Origin of the sequence: Nocardia sp. NPDC006982, assembly GCF_042869435.1 — a bacterium.
Lineage (GTDB): Bacteria > Actinomycetota > Actinomycetes > Mycobacteriales > Mycobacteriaceae > Nocardia.
Map to the genome: position 1 here is coordinate 154,113 of NZ_JBIAFV010000001.1, position 19,104 is coordinate 173,216.

Consider the following 19,104-nt stretch of genomic DNA (forward strand, 5'->3'; position numbering starts at 1 on the left):
ATTCAGTCCATCGCGTCACCGGGGAGCTGCGTTGAACGCACTCGATCTCGCCGTCATCGTCGTCTATCTGGTCACCGTCGCGTGGATCGGCTTGCGGTTGTCCGGAAAACAGAAGTCCAGCAGCGACTATTTCGTCGGTGAGGGCCGAATGCCGTGGTGGACAGTGTGTTTCTCGGTGGTGGCCACCGAAACCAGTGTGCTCACCGTCATCTCGATTCCGGGCGGAGCGTACACCGATCAGGCCTTCGGAAATGTCGAACTGGCCATCGGGTACATCATCGGACGCACGGTCGTGGCGATCGTGCTGATCCCGCTGTACAAGCGCGGTGGTTTCGTGAGCGCCTATCAGTACCTCGAGCTGCGCTTCGGTCGCTATCTGCAGGGTGTGGCCGCGGTGACCTTCGTGTTCACCCGGCTGCTCGCCGAGGGCGTGCGACTGTTCGCCTCCGCCATTCCGATCAAGTTGCTGTTGAGCGAACTGGGGCTCGACTTCGGCTACGACGCGATCATCGTAGCGCTGACGCTGCTCACCGTCGTGTACACCTACCTGGGTGGCATCAAGGCGGTGATCTGGACCGATGCACTACAGATGGGTCTCTACCTCACCGGCGCGCTCATCGCGATCTGTGTGCTCACCGGTCACGTCGGCGCCTCCGGCTGGTCGGATGCGTTGCATGCCGGTAAGTTCGGTGTCTTCGATACCGATTTCGGTCTCGCCCACATTCTCACCAGCACCTTCGCCCTCCCGACCGCGATTATCGGTGGGGCGATCTTCGCGATGGCCTCGCACGGCTCGGATCAACTGATCGTGCAGCGCATTCTGGCGACGCGGTCGCTGCGCGACAGTCAGAAGGCGATGATCGGTTCGGGCATCTTCGTGGCCATCCAGTTCGCCGCATTCTCCCTGGTCGGTGTGCTGCTGTGGTCCTACAACGGCGGCAAGACGGCCAAGGAACTCGGATTGGCCAGCGCGGACAGCCTGTATCCCAACTTCATTCTGCACGGGTTGCCGGTGGTGGTCTCCGGACTGCTGGTCGCCGGAATCCTCGGCGCGGCAATGGGTTCACTGTCCTCGGCGTTGAATTCCATGGCCAATTCGACGGTCGCCGATATCATTCGCAGCTTCTCCCGGCGCACGCTCGCCGACCACACGCTGTTGCGCCTGGCGCGCGTGATGACACTGGTGTGGGCGGCACTGATGGCGCTGTTCGCAATGGGTTTCAGCGCCACGACCGGCAATGTGTACCTGACGGCACTCACTATCGCGGGGTACACCTACGGTGCGCTGCTGGGTGCGTTCCTGCTCGGGCGACTGGTCGCGCGCGCCAACCAATTCGACGCGATCGTCGCCTTCATCGCCACGGTGATCGTGATGACGTTCGTGGTGCGGGTGGTCAAGATCGATGTGACCGTCGCGGGGAAGGTGGTGGAAAAGGGTATCGCGGCACAGTGGTTGGTGCCGATCGGCGTGCTCGTCACCTTGATCGTCGGCGGTATCGCAAGCCTGTTCCATCCCGCGTCCGCACCGGATGAGCCCGAACCCGTTGCGGCGGTGGCGTAGTGCGCGTCATCGGGTTGATGTCGGGGACCTCGCACGATGCGATCGATGCCGTCGGCGCGGATATCGCATTGCAGGACGCGACGATTCAGGTGCATCTCGTCGGACAGCTCAGCCGACCGTATTCGGATGAACTGCGTTCGGAACTCATTGCCGCCTTGCCACCCGGTGCCGTGGATATGGCCACCGTGTGCAGTCTGGATACCGCGATCGGGCAAGCCTTCGCCGATGCCGCCGATGCGGTACAGCACGAGTTCTTCGGTGGCACAGCTGATCTCGTCGCCTCACATGGACAGACCGTCTATCACTGGGTGAGCGACGGCGCGGTGAAAGGCACGCTGCAGCTGGGGCAGCCTGCGTGGATCGCCGAGCGCACCGGGTTGCCGGTCGTCAGCGACTTTCGTTCGCGCGATATCGCCGCGGGCGGACAGGGCGCACCGCTGGTGGGACTGTTCGACCTGCTGTGGCTGGCGGGACGTCCTGAACGCGCGGCCGCGCTGAACATCGGCGGAATCGCGAATGTCACGGTCACCGGCGACAAGCCGGCCGCCTTCGATACCGGACCCGGCAACGCCCTCATCGATGCGGCTGTCGAACTGTGCACCGGCGCTGCCGAGCATTTCGACCGTGCCGGAGTGCGGGCCGCCCGTGGCGACATCGACACCGATCTGCTGGAAACCCTTCTCGCGGAACCTTATTACCGCGCTCGGGCACCCAAGAGCACCGGGAAGGAGCTGTTCAACCGCACCTACTTGGAGCGCGTGTTGGACGGCCGTTCGGCCTCCCCCGACGATATTGTCGCCACTGTGACCGCGCTGACCGCCCGTACCATTGCCGATGCCCTCGCACCGCTGCGCCCGACCGAGGTCATCGCGTCGGGCGGCGGGACACACAATCCCACCCTGATGGCAATGCTCGGTGCACATCTCGGTGTCACGAAGTTGCGCACGTCCGATGAACTCGGCCTACCGTCGGCGGCGAAGGAGGCGACCGCATTCGCGGTGCTCGGCTTCCTCACCGCACATGCTCTGGCGGGTAGCCATCCCGCCTGTACCGGAGCGAGTCGCGCGGCGGTGCTCGGTGCGATCACCCCGGGTGCGGCCGGATTCGCGCTGCCCAATGTGCCGACTTCCATGCCCCGACGACTTACGGTGACGAGGTGAACCATGCCCGAGGCTGATGACGTACGCACTCGCCTGCTGGCGGCACTGCCGCGACTCACCCCGACCGCACTGCGCGTCGCGCAGGTGATCCGGCACGACCCGGCCGCCGCCGCACAGCTCACCGTGAGCCAACTCGCCGACCGGTCGGCGACCAGCACCTCCGCCGTCGTCCGGCTGGCGAAAACCCTCGGCTACGAAGGCTATCCGCAGCTGCGACTCGCAATGGCCGCAGTCGGCGGCGATGACGGCTCGCCGGTATTCGCCACCGATATCGACGCCGACGACGCGTTGTCGAAGGTGCTGCACAAACTCACCGCCTTCGAAACCGAGGGCATGATGGCGACCGCCGAACTCGCCGATCCGGCGACCATGGAGGCCGTCGTCGACGCATTGGTGGGCGCGCGGCGGGTGCACCTGGTGGGTATCGGCGCGTCCGGACTCGTCGCGATGGATATGGCGCAGAAGTTGACCCGCATCGGAATGTGGTGCGGCGCATGCACATCCGAGGATGACGCACTGGTCCAGGCCAGCCTGCTCCAAGCCGGCGATGTCACCGTCGCGTTCTCGCATTCGGGCGAAACCGCCGCGATCGTCGAGGCCGTGCGCCGGGCCGCGGACGCGGGCGTGACCACGGTCGCCGTGACCGCCGGAGCGCGATCCGGACTCGCGAATGCCGCCGCGCACACGGTGCTCGTGGCCGGACGTGAGGACGGATTCCGTTCCGCGGCCATGGCGAGTCGCATGAGTCAACTCCTCATCGTCGACGCACTTTATGTCGGCGTCCTGCAACGCACGCCGTCGGCGGCCAGGGCGCTGCGGCGAACATACGAGGCCGTTGCCGATCGCCGAACCAAGGAGGCCGAATGAATCACCCGGTGCCGCGGTGACCGAGATCGGTTCGCTGACCACCGAAGCGTCGAATCCACGCACCACCACCCTGGATTCGGTGCCGATCGATGAGCTGCTCCGCACCATGAACGCCGAGGATATGGGTGTGGCTTCCGCTGTGGCACAGGCGATTCCGGAGATCGCGCGGGCGGTCGAGCTGATCGTCGCGGCGCGGCGGCGCGGCGGTCGACTGATCTACATCGGCGCGGGCACCAGCGGCCGTCTCGGCATGCTCGACGCGGTCGAATGCCCACCGACCTTCGGGACCGATCCCGGCGAGGTCCTCGGCATAATCGCGGGCGGACCGGACGCCTTCCTGCGGGCTGTAGAAGGTGCCGAGGACGATCCCGCGCTGGCCGTCGCCGACCTGTCCGCCATCACACTCTCCGGCGACGATGTGGTCGTCGCACTGGCCGCCAGTGGCCGAACCCCGTACGTCGTCGGTGCGCTGCGATATGGCCACTCGATCGGTGCCGCGACGGTCGCGATTTCGTGCAACCGCAACGCCGAAGCCAGCGCACATGCCGACGTCGGCATCGAAATCGACACGGGCCCAGAGGTTTTGACCGGATCCACCCGGTTGAAGGCGGGCACGGCACAGAAGATGGTGTGCAATATGCTCTCCACCGCCGCCATGGTGCGGGCGGGCAAGGTCTACGGCAACCTGATGGTGGATGTGAAGCCCACCAATGCCAAACTCGTCGACCGCGCACGCCGCATCATCGCCGAGGCGACCGGAGCCGACCCCGCCACCGCCGCGGCACTACTGGACGCAGCCGATGGTCACGTGAAAACCGCGATCGTCATGCGCCTGGCCGGAGTCGACGCGTCGGCGGCCCGCACACTGCTCCACGATGCGGACGGATGGGTGCGCGACGCCGTGCGTCACTGATATTCCGTTCGCCGAATGCGCGCGCGGCCAACCGCTACCCTGACCCACAGTTCCGCGCCCCGGCGGAACGATGTGTCGGCAATTCGGAGGCGCCATGCTGTCCCTGCAGGAGATTTCCGACCGCCTGGAGATCGAGGACCTCATGGTCCGGTACTCACATGCGGTCGACACCCGACAGTGGGATCTGCTCGACGAGATTTTCACCGCGGATGCGCATATCGACTATTCGGCCATGGGCGGCGCGGTCGGTGATCTCGAATCCACCAAGAAGTTCCTCGCCAACGTGATGCCGAACTTCCTTGCGTTCCAACATCTGATCAGCAATTCGTCCATCACCGTCGACGGTGACAGCGCCACCGGCCGCACCATGTGTCACAACCCGATGCTGGTCTCGACCGGCGAAGGGCAGCAGAGTCTGATGCTGTGCGGGCTCTGGTATCTGGACACCTTCACTCGCGTCGATGGCCGATGGCGGATCAAGCAGCGTGTCGAGGAGAAGAGTTTCATGTTCGTCGCGCCGGGCACCGCCTGAATACGAATCGAGGCTCCCGGATTCGGGAGCCTCGCTCGGTCATTCGTGTCCGCATTTATCTCCGCACGAGCACGGGCCGCCATCCTGGCAACCGCACCCACAGTCCGGACCGCAAGCACAGGGAAGAACGCTGGAAACCATCGCAAACCTCTCCGACATAGGGATTGGCGCCTGAGCTATAGCCGGGAAGTATAACCAGGCGCTCAGCCGGTCTTGTGTGCCACAGCGAAGACTCGTCGGAACGGTAGCCAGGTGGTGCCGTCGAGTTGGCGCGGGTAGGCCGCACGCAAGAGTGGCGCCAACTGTGCGGTGAACTCCTGCCAGGCGGTGTCGTCGAGTGCGTTGCGGACAGGACGCAGCGCGGTTCCGGTGACCCATTCGAGTACCGGATCCTCCCCCGACAGCCGTTGCAGGTAAGTCGCTTCCCACGCGTCGACCGCACAGCCCGCGAGGGTGAGCACCTGGGCATACCCGCTGGGGTCGAGGACATCGCGCGGCTGCAGGATGCCCGCCGGTGCGAGCCGGTCGCGCCATTCGTCGCGGCCCGCGAGCTCGCGAATCGCAAGGTGCGACGGAGCGTCGAAATTGCCGGCCACCTGGAATGCGAGCCAGGCGCCCGCAGGTAGCGCATGTACCCATTGGGGCAGCAGCGTCGTGTGCGTCGGCACCCAGTGCAGTACCGCGTTGCTGATCACGACATCGGTATCCGGTGCCAGTCGCCAATCCTGCACCGTGCCGAGTTGTGCATCGATGCCGAGACTCCTTGCCGCGGCGACCATTTCAGGCGATGAATCCGAAGCCTCGACAACCGCTCCCGGCCAGCGCTCGGCCAGCGACGCGGTGAGATGTCCTGGGCCGCAGCCGAGATCGACGACGCGACGCGGATTCTCGGCTCCGATTCGACCGAGTAGTTCGAAGAATGGACGCGAGCGGTGGTCATCGAAGGCCAGATACTTCTTGGGATCCCACATCGGCCGCTCCAAGTCGACTCAACCAAACCGTACGTACGTACTGTATTCCGCAGCGGCTGGTCCGGCAAGAAGCGGCCGGAATTTCCGGCGCGCCGCGTGGGTTGGTGCGGAAAACAACCGATGGGAGTGCAGTGAACGACTTCAATGCGCAGGTGATCAATGAGTTCCGCGCCAATGCGGGCAAGGTCGGCGGGATGTTCGACGGTGCGGCGATGGTGCTGATCACGACGACGGGCGCCAAATCCGGCCGCCAGGTCACCAGCCCGCTGGTCTACCTCCCGGACGGCGATCGGATCGTGCTCATCGCCTCGAACGGTGGTGCCGATAAGCATCCGGCCTGGTACCACAACCTGCGCGCGAATCCGGAATTCACCGTGGAGCTCGGCACCGAGACCTATCCGGCGAAGGCCGAGGTGGTGACGGGCGCCGAACGCGACGAACTGTATGCGCGGATGGTCGAGATCATGCCGGGATTCGGTGAGTACCAAGCCAAGACTTCCCGGGTGATTCCGGTTGTCGCGGTGTATCGCCGAGAGGCCTGATGCTGCCGGCCCGGTCGATGGTGGCCGGACCGGCACCAGCCGATCAGGATTTGTCGCCGAACCAGCGCCGCAGAGCCTCGGCAAGTCCACCGCGCTCGCCGGAATCCGCAGCCCAGGCCACATAGCCGTCCGGTCGGATCAGCATCGCGGAAAGATCGCGTGGTGCAACGGGTTTCGCGGTCACCACGCCCACTCGATCCGACCACGGTGCGGCGATCGTCCGCAACTCAGCGGAATCGGCCAGATCCAACAGGATTGCCCGGCCATCGGCGAAATGCGCACCGAGCCGACTGCCGTCGGACAGTTCGATATCCGGTGCGACGGCGCCGATCAGGTGGTGGTCACCGCCGAGGTCGTAGCGGTGCAGCACGCCGGCGATCCGCTTGAAGATCGCCGTGCTGCCGTCGCGGGTGCCGAGCAGATCGGTCACTACCTCACGTAATGCCTTGCTGCGCTGGTCGAGTCGCATCAGCGCGACCTGTGCGCGGGTCCACTTCAGCACCCAGGCGCCGACGGGATGACGTTCAGCGTTGTAGGTATCGAGCAGGGTTTCGCTCGCATCGCCGCGCACCACCGCCGCCAATTTCCAGCCGAGGTTGACCGCATCGCCGATGCCGAGATTGAGACCCTGCCCGCCGAACGGCGAATGCACATGGGCCGCATCGCCGGCGAGCAGCACCCGGCCCATGCGATAGTCGGTGACCTGGCGGGTGTTATCGGTGAACCGCGTTGCCGAATGTACGGCGGTGATCTCGACCGGCACGCCCGATACCGTGCGAAGGCTGGTCTGCAATTCGGCCGCGGTGATCGGCGTCGTCCGGTCGGCGGGCGGGCCGTCGAGTTCCACGGTCAGGATCCGGCCGGGTGTCGGACCATTGGTGTAGATCCCGGTCTCGGTGGTGTTCCAGCCCGGCTGCAAGCCCTCCGCGCCGGTCATTTCGACGACCGCCTGATGGCCGGTGATTTCGGGGTCCAATCCTGGGAATTCGAATCCGGCCAGCTTACGGACGATGCTGCGGCCGCCGTCGCAGCCGACCAGCCAATCCGCGCGGACGGTGCTGTCGCCGAGGGAGACGGTGACACCGGCTCCGTCATCATCGAATTCGGTCAACTCCACACCGCGCCGGACCTCGATGCCGAGTTCGGCGGTGCGACGAGCCAGGATCGCCTCGATGGCCTGCTGGGCCACCAGCAGCGCGTCGGCGCTCGGGCCGAGTTCGGTGAAAGCCGGGTCGCCGAAATCGATTGCGTCGGTGCGGAGCACGATGCCCGCGAAATGACCGGCGGTCGGCAGGCGTTCACCCGAGCCCTTCGCGACGAGACCCGCCGCGCGGATGCGCTGCACTGTCGCGTTCTGCTGTTCGAGCAGGTCGGGCAGCATGCCACGGCGGTAGAACGCCTGCGCGGCCGCCACATTGATGCCACCGGCCTTGATGGTCATATCGGGTTCGGTCAGCCGTTCGACCACCAGCACCTCGGCGCCGCCGAGGCGGAGTTCGCAGGCCAGCATCAGTCCGACCGGTCCGGCACCGGCGACGATCACATCGAATGTCTCGTTCATGAACTCGACTCTGCCGATGGGCGGTTGCGGCGGGCTTACGTCGCCTTGCATGCGCCTTGCATCGCGCCGGAACCCGGCTCAGTCGAGCTGATCGATTGCGGCCACACCGATCTCGTGGTCGGTCTGCGACGAGGCCGCGCCGGACACGCCCAACGCGCCGATGACAGTCTCGCCCGAGCGAATGAGCACACCGCCGCCGTAGGGAACCAGCGAGCGAGCGCCGGCGAGGCCGAGTCCGATACCGAACAGGGGCTGGCCCGGTTGGATGGCGGGGGTCAGGTTGATGGTGTCCGCGCCGATCGAGACGGCGGTGAAAGCCTTGCCGATTGCGGTATCGATGGTGATGAGGGTGGCGCCGTCGGTGCGCGCGAACGCGACCAGATTGCCGCCCTGGTCGACGACCGCGAGTGCCACCGTCTCGGATCGCTCGGCGGCCGTGGTGCGTGCGGCGGCGAGAACGGTCTGTGCCTGGTCCAGGGTGATCGTCATGGCTTTACGCAACCACAGCGTATGTGCGGCTATTCCGGAAGTTCTGCGAGGTGCTCGAAACCCTGTTCCGAGGCAGGGGGCTGCGTAGAGAATCGAGTCGAGCGAAGGAGACTCATGGAACCGATTGTTTCCGTCACCGGCGGCAAGATTCGCGGCCGGACGGCTGCCGGGGTCAGCGCATTTCTCGGAGTGCCGTACGCGGCGGCGCCGGTTGGGCCCGCGCGCTTCCGGCTGCCGACGCGAGTGCCGGACTGGCAGGGGGTTCGTGATGCGCTCACTCACGGCGCAACCTGCGTGCAGACCCCCTATCCCCCGCCGATCCACGCGCTGATCGGCAGTGACGGGATACCGGGCGACGAATACCTGAATGTCAATGTGTGGACACCGGATGCAGGTGGTGCCGGACTGCCGGTCATGGTGTGGATTCATGGCGGCGCATTCACCCGGGGATCCAATGCCAGGGCGATCTACGACGGTTCGGCGTTCGCGCGCGACGGGGTCGTGCTGGTCTCGATCAACTACCGGCTCGGCATATCGGGCTTCGCGGCGGTGCCGGATGCACCGCTCAACCGTGGATTACACGATCAGCTGTTCGCGCTGCGGTGGGTGCAGGAGAACATCGCGGCCTTCGGTGGGGACCCGGACCGGGTCACCGTATTCGGTGAGTCGGCGGGCGGAATGAGCGTGGCGACGCTGATGGCCTCGCCGCTTTCGCGCGGGTTGTTCCGGCAGGCGATCATGCAGAGCGGCAACGGATCCGCCGCGGTGGCCGTCGAGGATGCGCGCAAACTCGCCGGAGAATTGGCCACGAGTATCGGACTCAGCCCCACCGCGGCGGATTTCGGTGAACTCGGGCCCGATGAGTTGCGCGCGGCGCAGGACGAGCTCGCACTGGCGCTGATGAACGATCCGGATCCGGCGCGATGGGGATCGTCGATCATCGCCAACGGGATGGGGATCATGAGTCTGCTCCCGGTGATCGATGGTGAGGTTGTCGAAGGTCAGCCCGTCAAAGTGCTTGCCGCGCAACCGGAGCGGGCTGTACCGCTCATTGCGGGGTGCACCGCAGAGGAGTTCCGCTTCTTCACGGTTCCGACCGGTATTGCCGCCGGAATCACCGCGGACACGTTGCCTTTCGTTCTTACCCGCTACGGACTCGATCCCGGGCTCGGGGATATCTATGGTGCGAATCGTCCGGGGGCCACGCCGGCGGATGTCTTCGCCGCGATCATTACCGATCGGGCCTTCCGCTCGGACACCCTGCGGATCGCACGGTCGAACGCCGCCGCGGGTGCGCCGAGCTACGCCTATGAGTTCGCCTGGTCATCCGGCATCGAGGGACTCGGTGCCTGTCACGTCCTGGAGGTGCCGTTCGTCTTCGACGCACTCGCGGGCGCGCACACCTTGACCGGCCCCAATCCGCCGCAGCCGCTCGCCGATGAAATCCATTCGGCGTGGGTGGCTTTCGCCGAGTCCGGTGATCCGGGGTGGGCGCGCTTCGAGGAGGATTCGCGGCGGGTGCAGATCTTCGACAGTCCGGCCTCGGGTGTCGTGAGTGATCCGCGCGGGGACGAATTGGCGGCGCTGCGGAAGTCGGTCGCTTAGCGGATATCAGGTGGAGTTGGCGGTGGGCTCGGGCCAGGCGGCCACTGGCTCCTACTTGTCGAGTGCGCTGGAAATCGTTGTGGCGGAGGCGCGTAGGGCCGCGCGGGCCGCGACTACAGCTGGGTGTCGGCCGGTGCCGCGACGGTAGGCCAAATGGGTTTTGCGTCGGGTGGGTAAGGCGGTGAGCACCACGTTGGGTGGTGGGGTGAGTGCACCGAGTTCGGGGACGAGGGCGACGCCCTGGCCTGCCGCGACCAGTGCGAGGACGGTACTGAAATCGTCCACGTGATGGCGGACCCGCGGCGTGAATCCGGCCGCCTGGCAGGCCCGGATCGCCATGGTGTGACAGAGCGTGCCGGGGGTGCCGACGATCCACGAGTCGTCTCGGTGGTCTTCGAGCGGTGTGGCGATCCGGGCGGCCAGGTAGATGGTCTCCTCGAGGAGCGGCTCGGTGTCCAGGGCGGGATCGGTTTCGTCGGGTACATAGTCGTACTCCTGGACCAGCGCGATGTCCAGGGTGTCGGTGCGCAGTGCGTCAGGGACGGTGGCCGGATCCAGTTCTGTCACAAGCAACTCCAGTCGCGGATGGTCGCGGCTCAGTGCGACCAGTGCCGGGGAAAGGATTGTGGCGACCGCCGTCGGGAACGCACCGATGCGCAGCGTTCCGGTGAGTGTCGCGCGGGAGGCGGCGAGGTCGGCGGTGGCCTGTTCGAGGGCCGCGAGGATCGTCTCCGCGTGTTCGACCAGAGTGAGTGCGGCCGGGGTGAGAGTGACGCGTCGCCCGGTCCGTTCGAGCAGCGGCACGCCTGCCGTACGCTCCAGTGCGGTCAACTGCTGGGAGACCGCCGACGGCGTGTAGCTCATCGCCTCCGCGACCGCCGCGATCGTCTTGCGATGAGCCAGTTCGCGCAGCAGGCGCAGCTTTCGGACATCGAGCATCAGTTCAGCTTATGCTCAACGGAAGAAATGTGAACTGGACCTGAAGTATCGCTGCGGGTCAGTCTGGAAACCATGACGCTCACCGGCCTCTTCGTCCCCCTGATCACGCCATTCGCCGCCAATGGTGAACTGGCCGCCGAGGCACTGGCGGGCCTGGCCCACGAGGTACTCGACGACGGCGCAACCGGCATCGTCGCTCTCGGCACCACGGCCGAAACCGCCACTCTGAGCCCCGAAGAGCGCCACCGTATCCTCGATATCTGCGGCTCCGTCTGTCGAGAACGCAACGCCCCCTTGATCGCCGGTGCGGGCACGAACTCCACTACGGATTCGGCCCGGGCACTCACCGCCCTCGACCCCACCGTTACTGCCGCACTCACCGTCGTCCCCTACTACACCCGGCCCTCCGAAGCAGGCGTCGTCGCCCACTTCCGGCACTTGGCCGCCACCAGCCCGGTCCCCCTCGTCGTCTACAACATCCCCTACCGCACCGGCCGCACCCTCGGCCCCGACACCCTCCGCGAACTCGCCCGCATTCCGAACATCATCGGCTTCAAACACGCCGTCGGCGGCATCGACGACACCACAACCACTTTCATGGCCACCCTCCCGTCCGACGTCACTGTCCTGGCCGGTGACGACCTGCACGCCGCCGCCCTTTTGGCCCTCGGGGCTCCCGGCGCCATCCTCGCCAGCGCCCACCTGGCCACCTCCGCCTTCGTCGGCATGATCCATTTTTGGCGCGACGGCCCCATCCGAGAAGCCCGCACCCTCACTCACCGCCTCACCCCTCTCTCCGCAGCTCTGTTCGCCGAACCCAACCCGGTAGTCATCAAATCCGTCCTGGCCGCCCAAGGTCGCATCCCCACCCCCTTCGTTCGCCTGCCCCTCCTCCCCGCCACTTCCGAAACAACCTCTGCCGCCCTCGAAGCCCTGAACCACCTGCCCGCCACGGTCCCCGACTGACCGTCTGATCCGCCAGCGCCCCAATCGGATTCACGCCCCGCGACGGCGGCCCGCTCAGCCGGGTTCCTCCGTACAACGCTGACCACCTGCAGGCAGGTGCGCTGACGCCGTCGGAAGAACTGGTGCTGCGGTCGTTTCGATCTCGGCGGCGAGGCTGGCAGTATCGGTCGGCCTCGTGGTGTCGACACGAATAACCGGGGTCAGTTCCAGCGGTCGGCCATGCGTGGCCCAGGTGTCCCAATCGTGCTCGAGGCGAGGCCGATCGTTGTGCACCACGGCCCGCTGCCGCTGGGCATACCTGTTCCGCGCGGTGTCCGCCGAAGCGCCACACCAGACCTCGACCACGCGATCCGCGCCGACTCGGTGAATCCCCGCTCGCGCGAACTCGAGGTCACGCGGACGGAACCACCATGAGTCGATCACCGCCGTCTGTGGTACCGCCGCGGCCATCGCCCAGACAGCCTCCATCGCGATCGCGCCGAGCGTCGGCACGGCATCGGGGCGGGAAATACATTCCGCCAAGGCTTCTTTCACAGTGTCCTTGGACAGCAGTTGCGCATCCAGTTCGCGGGCGAGCGGCGCCGCCAGGGTCGACTTACCCGAGCCGGGCAGCCCGTTGACCAGCACCAGGAGTTTGTCCTTCGCTCGTTGCGTCACCCCGACATTCTTGCTGGCCTCATGGATGATTCAGCACCGGCTCGGACGGGGTTTTGCGCCAGGTGGGACGGTGGGCGTTGGTGATCCAGCGGAGGGTCCATTCGGCGGGGCCGTAGCGGAACCAGTGCAGCCAGAGTGCGCTCAGGGCTAGTTGGAGGGGAAGACGAGCAGGGCAGTGGACATGGTGGCGAGCGGGAAGAAGGTGCCGGCGGCGGCCAGGCCTATGCCGGTGAAGATCAGTAGGCCGATTGCTGACTGAGCGAGGTAGTTGGTGAGGGCTATGCGGCCCGCGGGGGCCAGTGCTGTGCGGATGAAGGACGTGCGGGGGCTGTGCATCGCTCGGAGCAGGGTTGCGACATAGGCGGCGGTGAGGAATGGGGCGGTGGCGACGCTGATTGCTACCGAGAGGGTGTGGCCGGTTCCGCCGCCGATGGTGAACAGGACGCTGCCTGCGAGGCCGATGGGGAAACCGATGAGTTGGATTCGGCGCAGGACGGGTTCGTCGCCGTGAACATCGGTGAGCAGTTTGCGTCGACCCGCGACCAAGCCGAGTAGGAACATGGCCAGAGCAGTCGGTCCCTGCAGTGTAAGAGCTTGCAGGACAAGGAGTCCGAGGCCGTCGAGGTGTTCGCCGATAATGTCGCCCCAGCCGCCGAGCATGGCCTGGGTGGCGTGCTCGGCATCGGCTTGTGCCTCGGCGGTGGAGGGCAGCAGGGCCGACGCATCCATGAATACAGTGCCGAGCAGCAGGCTCGCCACGACCAAGCCGTACAGAATTGCCGTGACGCGCAATGCGGTTCGGTCGCTCACCCGCCGCATCCAGAACAACACCAAGCACGCCACCGCGTAGGTGGTGAGTACGTCGCCCGCGTACAGCAACACGATGTGCAGCACGCCGAGGACGAAAAGGCCGCCGATGCGACGCAGCATCCGCGGTTCGAAGGCGGCTCGCGCGGCAGCCGCCGATTCCATCTGCAGGGTGAAGCTGTAGCCGAACAGGAATGAGAACAGCAGATAGAACTTCATATCGACGAACACCTCGGACAGTGCGCGCACGGCATCGTCGAGGGTCGAAGTGTAGTCGGGGTCGATCACCAGGTTGCCGGGATAACCCGAGGCCATGAAGGTGATATTGACGATGAAGATGCCCAACAGGGCGAAGCCGCGCAGGGCGTCGACGTCGTGTACCCGGGATCTGGAGGCGACCATCTGATCGGTCATCGGCATTCTCCGCAATCGATAGTATCCGAGGGATACTATCCAAGATATACTATCTCTCGGGCTAATATCCGCCAAAACCGGCGATTCCGAGGAGGTAAGGCCATGGCCGACGAGGCAGTGCCCGCCGACCTGGGCAGGCTCTGGCGACTCCCGACACCCGCACGACTGGGCCGACCGGCGGAACTGGACGTCGACCGGGTGGTACGCGCCGCGGTGGATCTCGCCGATCACTCCGGGCTGGGCGCGGTCACGCTGGTGAAGGTCGCGCAGACGCTGGGTTTCACGAAAATGGCGCTGTACCGCCACGTCGGTTCCAAGGACGAACTCTTCGAGCTGATGGCCGATTTCGCCACCGGCCCGGCACCGGATCTCGGTACCGAGCCCCTCGAGTGGCGTGCCGGACTGCGGCAGTGGGCACACGCGATGCGCGCGGTCTACGCCGAGCATCCGTGGTTGCCGCAGTTACCGATTTCCGGGCCGCCGCGCGGTCCGAACACGATCGGCTGGGTGGATGCCGCGCTGCGCGCACTCGCCGACACCGGACTCGACTGGGCCACCAAGGTCGGCATCCTGATGCTGGTGAGCGGGCATGTGCGGCAAGCGAGTCTGCTCACCCAGCAGGTCAGCGAGGCACGACGCGGCACGGGGCTCGACGAGGTGCAGGCCAATCGGAACTACCGCCGCACTCTCGCCGTCCTCGTCGATCCGGACCGCTTCCCCGAGGCGGCCGCACTATTCGCCAGCCCGCTGTTCGAATCACCGCCGGATGGGGATACCGATGCCGCCGACCAGGACTTCGTATTCGCGCTGGAATTGATCCTCGACGGCGTGGCCGCCGAGATCGACGGCGCATAGAACTCAGTCGAGCAGACGCCAGGCCCAGGTGGTGGACAGTTCCAACGGGTCACTCGCGGTGACCGGCCGCGGGTGGGTGTTGATGCCGTTGGGCGGACCGGATTGTGGCTCGACACAGGCGGCTTCGGGTTGTTGGTCGAAGACGACGACCCATTCGGCGGGACTGGTGATGGTCAGCTGCAGGGCATCGGGCCAGGTCAGTGTGACAGTGGTGCCATGGGGCATGCCGAAACAGTCGTCCCAGGGTCCGGGTTGCGGGGCAATGCGGCGTCCGGTCGGGAGGTAGTCGGGACCGCGCTCCTCCTGCCAAGCCGGGGTGAAGTCGAGCTCGATGTCCTTGCCGGAGCCCAGATTTCGCAGAAACCACGGATGCCAACCGACCTGCGCCGGAAACGGCTCGCCCGCTGTTTCGACCCGCATGGTCAGGGTGATCGAGTGCTCGGAGAGCTGGAACTCCTGGGTGACTCGCCCGCGATACGGCCACGGGTCGGTGAGCTCGCAGCTCAGCGCCGCAGTGGATTCCGTGGCGCTGAGGACGTGCCAGGCCCTATCGCGCGCGGTGCCGTGGATAGCGTGCGGATCGGCGTTGATCGGCATCTGATGCAAAGTGCCGCCATACCGGAACTGTCCCGATCCCATCCGACCACACCAGGGCGCCATCGGAAACGCGCCGTACCGTGCGCCCTGCCGCAACAGTTCCAGCTCACCGACCCGCAAACTGGTCAGCCGCCCGCCATTCTCCGGTGCGATGCTCACCTGCGCGTTCCCTGCGGTCAGCACAACACTGGAATTGCCTGCATCGGTCATGAGCGCTCCTCCTCCGACAATGGGTCCGGTAAGACACATGACACAGTGCCATGACCAGCCCGGGCGCGCTGACCGACGCGGCGCGCCGAATAGCGCAGGTGACTTACCTGGCGCGACGGGCGAGGGCATGCTTGGGTTAGGGCGGCATCGGCGGTCGGAAACGTGAGGTGACGGATTTGCTGGATATAGTGCGGGGCGTGTCCTTCGTCCAGCTTGCGCTCGACCGGATTCCGGAGCCGTACCGGTCGTATCTGATCCAGCGGCGTGAGCTGCTCAAGTTCGCCGTCGTAGGCGGGATCACCTGGTTCATCGATACCGGGATCGTCTATGCGCTGAAATTGACGGTGCTCGGCGAGAAGCCGCTCACCGCGCGCGTGCTCGGTGTGCTGATCGCGACGATCGTGTCGTATGTGCTCAATCGCGAGTGGTCGTTCCGGACCAGGGGCGGTCGGGAGCGGCACCACGAGGCGGCGCTGTTCTTCGCGATCAGTGCGCTCGGGATCGGTGTCACGCTGTTGCCGCAGGCGGTCGCGCTGTATGTGCTCGATATCCGGGTGCCGCACGTCAGTCCGGTCACCCAGGCCGTCTCGAACTTCATCACCGGCCAGATTCTGGGCGTGCTGCTCGCGATGGCGTTCCGGTACTGGGCATTTCGGCGGTACGCCTTCCCCGACGATCTCGTCCAATCGGAACTCGAACCGCGATAGGTCGCTTACCTGCGAGGTAATTGCCCCGAATCGGCGACCGGGGCGAAGATCGCCGGTATGACACAGATCGGCCTGCTCCTCCCCAGCCGCGAGACCTCGATGACCGGTGAACACGATGCCGCCGGATTGGTCCGGTTCGCGCGCGCCGCCGAGGATGCCGGTTTCGATTCGGTGTGGATCGGTGATTCCCCGCTGGCGCGAACCCGAGTCGATCCGCTGCCACTGCTCGCCGCCGTCGCCGCGACTACCACGCGCGTCCAACTCGGCACCGCCGCACTCACTGCGACATTGCGCCATCCACTGCTCGGCGCCCACACCGCCGCCACCGTCGACCAACTCGGCAACGGTCGATTGATTCTCGGCCTGGGTGCCGGATTTCCACTACCCGAGAGTCGGGACGAATTCGACGCCGTCGGTGTGCCTTTCGACCAACGTGTCGGCCGACTCGACGAAACGGTGACCATCTGGCGCCGGAGTTGGTCCGGCGGAACCGAATTCGACGGCCGCTACTGGCAACTCGACGATCTGACCCGCACCCTCCCCGCCGCGAGCCCGGCCGGTCCCCCGCTATGGCTGGCCGGCAGTGACACACCTCGGGTGCTCGAACGGGTGGCCCGGCACTACGACGGCTGGCTGCCGTTCCTACCGGACCCGGACGCCTACGCCCGCGCATGGCACACCCTGCGCGAAAAGACCACCCGCAGCATCACCCCCGCCCTCTACGCCACCATCAACATCAACCCGGACACCGCCGCCGCACGCACCGAACTCGACGGCTATGTCCGCCGGTACTACCGCCGCTCCCTGGACGAAATGTCCACGATCCAAGCCTATTTCGGCGGTTCTGCCGACGAATGCGTCCACTGGCTCGGACGGTACCGCGATGCGGGTGCACAGCATCTGATACTGCGCATCGGCTCACTGCAGGCCCGCCGCCAACTGGATCTGCTCGCCGACGCCCTACTCCAAACGGCTTGAGTTTCAGCTCTTCATCTGGGCGATCTGAATCAGGTTGCCGCAGGTGTCGTCGAGCACCGCGGTGACAACCGGCCCCTGATCGAGCGGTTCCTGAGTGAATCGCACGCCGAGCCCGCGTAACCGCTCGTACTCGGCGTACAGATCGTCCACCGCGAACGACGTGAACGGAATTCCGTCCTCGACCAGCGCTTCCTTGAACGGCCGGACCGCCGGATGCCCATCGGGCTCCAGCAGCAGTTCGACGCCGTCCGGTTCCTGTTGCGACACGACCGTCAGCCAGCGCGCCTCGCCGAGTGGAACCTCGGTCTTCTTCACGAAGCCGAGCACCTCGGTGTAGAAGCGCAATGCTTTGTCCTGGTCGTCGACCAGAACACTGGTGATATTGATGCGGATCATTGAAACTCCTGGAGCCAGCGGTGGGTGAGCCGCCGCAGTGGTTCTCGGTTCAGATGGTGGAATTTGTACCGGCCGTCCCGGCGCGTGGTCACCAGACCGGCGGCCGCCAGGACATCCAGATGCTGCGAAATCGCCTGCCTGCTCGATGTGAGCTGGTGGCCCATGGTGAGCCGGGTGCAGAGCTCGAACAAGGTCTGGCCGTCGCGATCGGCCAGTTCGTCGAGGATCGCCCGACGGGTGGGGTCGGCCAGCGCCTTGAAGACATCGCCGCTCACACCCTTCACTATAGGCAAGTAGCTACTTGCCTATCAAGTGGAATTCAGATCGAAAACAGGGCGGGCGAATGTGCCGGGGGCCGAGTTAAATTGGGTTGATGAGCTATGAGTTCGTGGTGCTGCCCGCGGGCGCGGCGGCATCGCCGGGGGACGTACTTCCTTATTTTCGATCCAGACGCGGGCAACCCGCCGATGACCACCTCTACCAGACCGTCATCGCGGGACTGCACGGCTGGAACAGCCGAATTCCGGCCGCAGCCCGGCATGCCAGGCTGCGGATCGAGGCGGCCGGAGATTCGGTGCGGGTGACCGCCGCCGACAGTGTGGATCGCCGCAGGACTCGCGGCTCCGCGATGGACTACGCCGCGCCGCGGGTACGCGAACTCATCGAAGCCCTCATCGCGGGTTTCGCATATGACATCTACGATGCGCGGACCAACACTTTGACCAGCCCCGAAATTCGCCGCTACGCCTCGATCGATATCGGCGGTGAACACAAATTTTCCTCACTCACCCAGCGCGAAGTTTTCGACTGGGTCCGCCAACTCCATCTGCTGGCCGCCACCCCATACCTGATCGCCGAAAAGCGAAACGACGCACTGAGTTTCATCCGTGCCCACCGCAACTTCCCGACCGACTACACCCTCGAAATCCACCACCCGATCCGCGACCAACGCCTCCGCGCCACAATGACCGACGGCGCTACCGTCGCCCAACTCATCTGGGACTGGGCCTGCGACGAGTGGAGCCGGCTGGACGGCATGGATTGGGCACCGTTGGACTGAATCCGTCAGCACCACTGGGTAATTCGTGCTGCCGCCGCTCGCCGGTTGCGGTCCTCCACGGTCGGATCCTCGGCCATGCCGCGGATGCGCTCCCGCACCTCCGAGATACTGGCGCAATTCGGTCACCGCGCCGGGAATGCCGCGCCAACTGCGCGAAAACACCGATGGCGAGTCATGCTTCGGTGTCGCCACCGCCATCCACCGGCCCCGCATATGCCGCGCGCAACCGTGCGAGCTCGATCCCCAACTCGGCGACAAGCGCGGCATAGCGCCAATCGCGCTGTTCGACCTGGTGATCCCAACCGCGGATCACCAAC

21 protein-coding genes and 1 pseudogene are annotated in these 19,104 nt (G+C 65.7%); 12 read left to right on the plus strand and 10 right to left on the minus strand.

Annotated elements, in window-relative coordinates; translation table 11 throughout:
• The first annotated feature begins 31 nt into the window (after positions 1 to 31).
• The 5 genes from ACFYOW_RS00795 to ACFYOW_RS00815 all read left to right on the plus strand — a co-directional run bounded on the left by ACFYOW_RS00795 (position 32) and on the right by ACFYOW_RS00815 (position 5,033).
• Complete coding sequence (locus ACFYOW_RS00795; protein WP_387283139.1) at positions 32 to 1,561, plus strand: sodium:solute symporter; 1,530 nt, start codon at positions 32 to 34, stop codon at positions 1,559 to 1,561.
• Positions 1,561 to 2,721 carry an anhydro-N-acetylmuramic acid kinase gene (locus tag ACFYOW_RS00800; RefSeq protein WP_387283141.1) on the plus strand — a complete coding sequence of 387 codons (1,161 nt, stop codon included), beginning with the start codon at positions 1,561 to 1,563 and terminating at the stop codon, positions 2,719 to 2,721. Before ACFYOW_RS00795 ends, ACFYOW_RS00800 begins: the two co-directional genes overlap by 1 nt.
• A gap of 3 nt (positions 2,722 to 2,724) precedes the next feature.
• The gene (locus ACFYOW_RS00805) at positions 2,725 to 3,588 is read left to right on the plus strand and encodes a MurR/RpiR family transcriptional regulator (protein ID WP_040690695.1); all 864 of its coding nucleotides are present in this window, start codon (positions 2,725 to 2,727) and stop codon (positions 3,586 to 3,588) included.
• A 16-nt stretch (positions 3,589 to 3,604) separates the two neighbouring features.
• The gene (gene murQ / locus ACFYOW_RS00810) at positions 3,605 to 4,501 is read left to right on the plus strand and encodes an N-acetylmuramic acid 6-phosphate etherase (protein ID WP_387283144.1); all 897 of its coding nucleotides are present in this window, start codon (positions 3,605 to 3,607) and stop codon (positions 4,499 to 4,501) included.
• A gap of 94 nt (positions 4,502 to 4,595) precedes the next feature.
• Complete coding sequence (locus ACFYOW_RS00815; RefSeq protein WP_387283146.1) at positions 4,596 to 5,033, plus strand: nuclear transport factor 2 family protein; 438 nt, start codon at positions 4,596 to 4,598, stop codon at positions 5,031 to 5,033.
• 203 nt (positions 5,034 to 5,236) lie between these two features.
• Here ACFYOW_RS00815 and ACFYOW_RS00820 read toward each other — a convergent pair whose 3' ends face one another.
• Positions 5,237 to 6,004, minus strand: a complete 768-nt coding sequence (locus ACFYOW_RS00820; protein WP_387283148.1) for a trans-aconitate 2-methyltransferase — start codon at positions 6,002 to 6,004, stop codon at positions 5,237 to 5,239.
• Positions 6,005 to 6,135: 131 nt separating this feature from the next.
• On the opposite strand from ACFYOW_RS00820, the gene ACFYOW_RS00825 reads away from it, so the two are divergent.
• Positions 6,136 to 6,546 (plus strand): nitroreductase family deazaflavin-dependent oxidoreductase, encoded by a 411-nt coding sequence (locus tag ACFYOW_RS00825; protein WP_387283150.1) that lies wholly within the window; start codon positions 6,136 to 6,138, stop codon positions 6,544 to 6,546.
• A 43-nt stretch (positions 6,547 to 6,589) separates the two neighbouring features.
• On the opposite strand, the gene ACFYOW_RS00830 is transcribed toward ACFYOW_RS00825, so the two are convergent.
• Both ACFYOW_RS00830 and ACFYOW_RS00835 read right to left on the minus strand, forming a co-directional pair.
• Complete coding sequence (locus ACFYOW_RS00830; RefSeq protein WP_387283152.1) at positions 6,590 to 8,107, minus strand: FAD-dependent monooxygenase; 1,518 nt, start codon at positions 8,105 to 8,107, stop codon at positions 6,590 to 6,592.
• A 78-nt stretch (positions 8,108 to 8,185) separates the two neighbouring features.
• Positions 8,186 to 8,596, minus strand: coding sequence for a heme-binding protein (locus ACFYOW_RS00835; protein ID WP_387283153.1), 411 nt, complete (start codon positions 8,594 to 8,596; stop codon positions 8,186 to 8,188).
• A gap of 114 nt (positions 8,597 to 8,710) precedes the next feature.
• On the opposite strand from ACFYOW_RS00835, the gene ACFYOW_RS00840 reads away from it, so the two are divergent.
• Positions 8,711 to 10,201, plus strand: a complete 1,491-nt coding sequence (locus tag ACFYOW_RS00840; RefSeq protein ID WP_387283156.1) for a carboxylesterase/lipase family protein — start codon at positions 8,711 to 8,713, stop codon at positions 10,199 to 10,201.
• A gap of 51 nt (positions 10,202 to 10,252) precedes the next feature.
• Here the strand turns inward: ACFYOW_RS00840 and ACFYOW_RS00845 are convergent, their stop codons facing one another.
• Entirely contained in the window at positions 10,253 to 11,140 is an 888-nt protein-coding gene (locus ACFYOW_RS00845) for a LysR family transcriptional regulator (protein WP_387283158.1), read from the minus strand.
• A 72-nt stretch (positions 11,141 to 11,212) separates the two neighbouring features.
• On the opposite strand from ACFYOW_RS00845, the gene dapA reads away from it, so the two are divergent.
• Positions 11,213 to 12,106: a 4-hydroxy-tetrahydrodipicolinate synthase gene (dapA, locus tag ACFYOW_RS00850; protein WP_387283160.1), complete on the plus strand. Its 894-nt coding sequence runs from the start codon at positions 11,213 to 11,215 to the stop codon at positions 12,104 to 12,106.
• A 54-nt stretch (positions 12,107 to 12,160) separates the two neighbouring features.
• On the opposite strand, the gene ACFYOW_RS00855 is transcribed toward dapA, so the two are convergent.
• Entirely contained in the window at positions 12,161 to 12,763 is a 603-nt protein-coding gene (locus ACFYOW_RS00855; protein ID WP_387283162.1) for an AAA family ATPase, read from the minus strand.
• A 19-nt stretch (positions 12,764 to 12,782) separates the two neighbouring features.
• A pseudogene (locus tag ACFYOW_RS00860) lies at positions 12,783 to 13,990 on the minus strand (DUF418 domain-containing protein).
• A gap of 96 nt (positions 13,991 to 14,086) precedes the next feature.
• Between ACFYOW_RS00860 and ACFYOW_RS00865 the strand changes: the two are divergent.
• Positions 14,087 to 14,839, plus strand: coding sequence for a TetR/AcrR family transcriptional regulator (locus ACFYOW_RS00865; protein ID WP_387283164.1), 753 nt, complete (start codon positions 14,087 to 14,089; stop codon positions 14,837 to 14,839).
• A 3-nt stretch (positions 14,840 to 14,842) separates the two neighbouring features.
• Here the strand turns inward: ACFYOW_RS00865 and ACFYOW_RS00870 are convergent, their stop codons facing one another.
• A complete protein-coding gene (locus tag ACFYOW_RS00870; protein WP_387283166.1) occupies positions 14,843 to 15,646 on the minus strand; it encodes an aldose 1-epimerase in 804 nt (267 codons plus the stop codon).
• Positions 15,647 to 15,843: 197 nt separating this feature from the next.
• Between ACFYOW_RS00870 and ACFYOW_RS00875 the strand changes: the two genes are divergently transcribed.
• On the plus strand, positions 15,844 to 16,353 hold the full coding sequence (locus ACFYOW_RS00875) for a GtrA family protein (RefSeq protein ID WP_040690789.1): 510 nt from the start codon (positions 15,844 to 15,846) through the stop codon (positions 16,351 to 16,353).
• A 57-nt stretch (positions 16,354 to 16,410) separates the two neighbouring features.
• Positions 16,411 to 17,331: an LLM class flavin-dependent oxidoreductase gene (locus ACFYOW_RS00880; protein WP_387283168.1), complete on the plus strand. Its 921-nt coding sequence runs from the start codon at positions 16,411 to 16,413 to the stop codon at positions 17,329 to 17,331.
• A 3-nt stretch (positions 17,332 to 17,334) separates the two neighbouring features.
• Here the strand turns inward: ACFYOW_RS00880 and ACFYOW_RS00885 are convergent, their stop codons facing one another.
• Positions 17,335 to 17,724, minus strand: a complete 390-nt coding sequence (locus ACFYOW_RS00885) for a VOC family protein (RefSeq protein WP_387285950.1) — start codon at positions 17,722 to 17,724, stop codon at positions 17,335 to 17,337.
• Positions 17,724 to 18,014, minus strand: coding sequence for an ArsR/SmtB family transcription factor (locus ACFYOW_RS00890; RefSeq protein WP_387285952.1), 291 nt, complete (start codon positions 18,012 to 18,014; stop codon positions 17,724 to 17,726). The genes ACFYOW_RS00885 and ACFYOW_RS00890 overlap by 1 nt, the downstream gene beginning before the upstream one ends.
• A gap of 86 nt (positions 18,015 to 18,100) precedes the next feature.
• Between ACFYOW_RS00890 and ACFYOW_RS00895 the strand changes: the two genes are divergently transcribed.
• A complete protein-coding gene (locus ACFYOW_RS00895; RefSeq protein ID WP_387283170.1) occupies positions 18,101 to 18,787 on the plus strand; it encodes a hypothetical protein in 687 nt (228 codons plus the stop codon).
• 172 nt (positions 18,788 to 18,959) lie between these two features.
• On the opposite strand, the gene ACFYOW_RS00900 is transcribed toward ACFYOW_RS00895, so the two are convergent.
• Positions 18,960 to 19,103, minus strand: a complete 144-nt coding sequence (locus tag ACFYOW_RS00900; protein ID WP_387283172.1) for a hypothetical protein — start codon at positions 19,101 to 19,103, stop codon at positions 18,960 to 18,962.
• Position 19,104 lies beyond the last annotated feature (1 nt).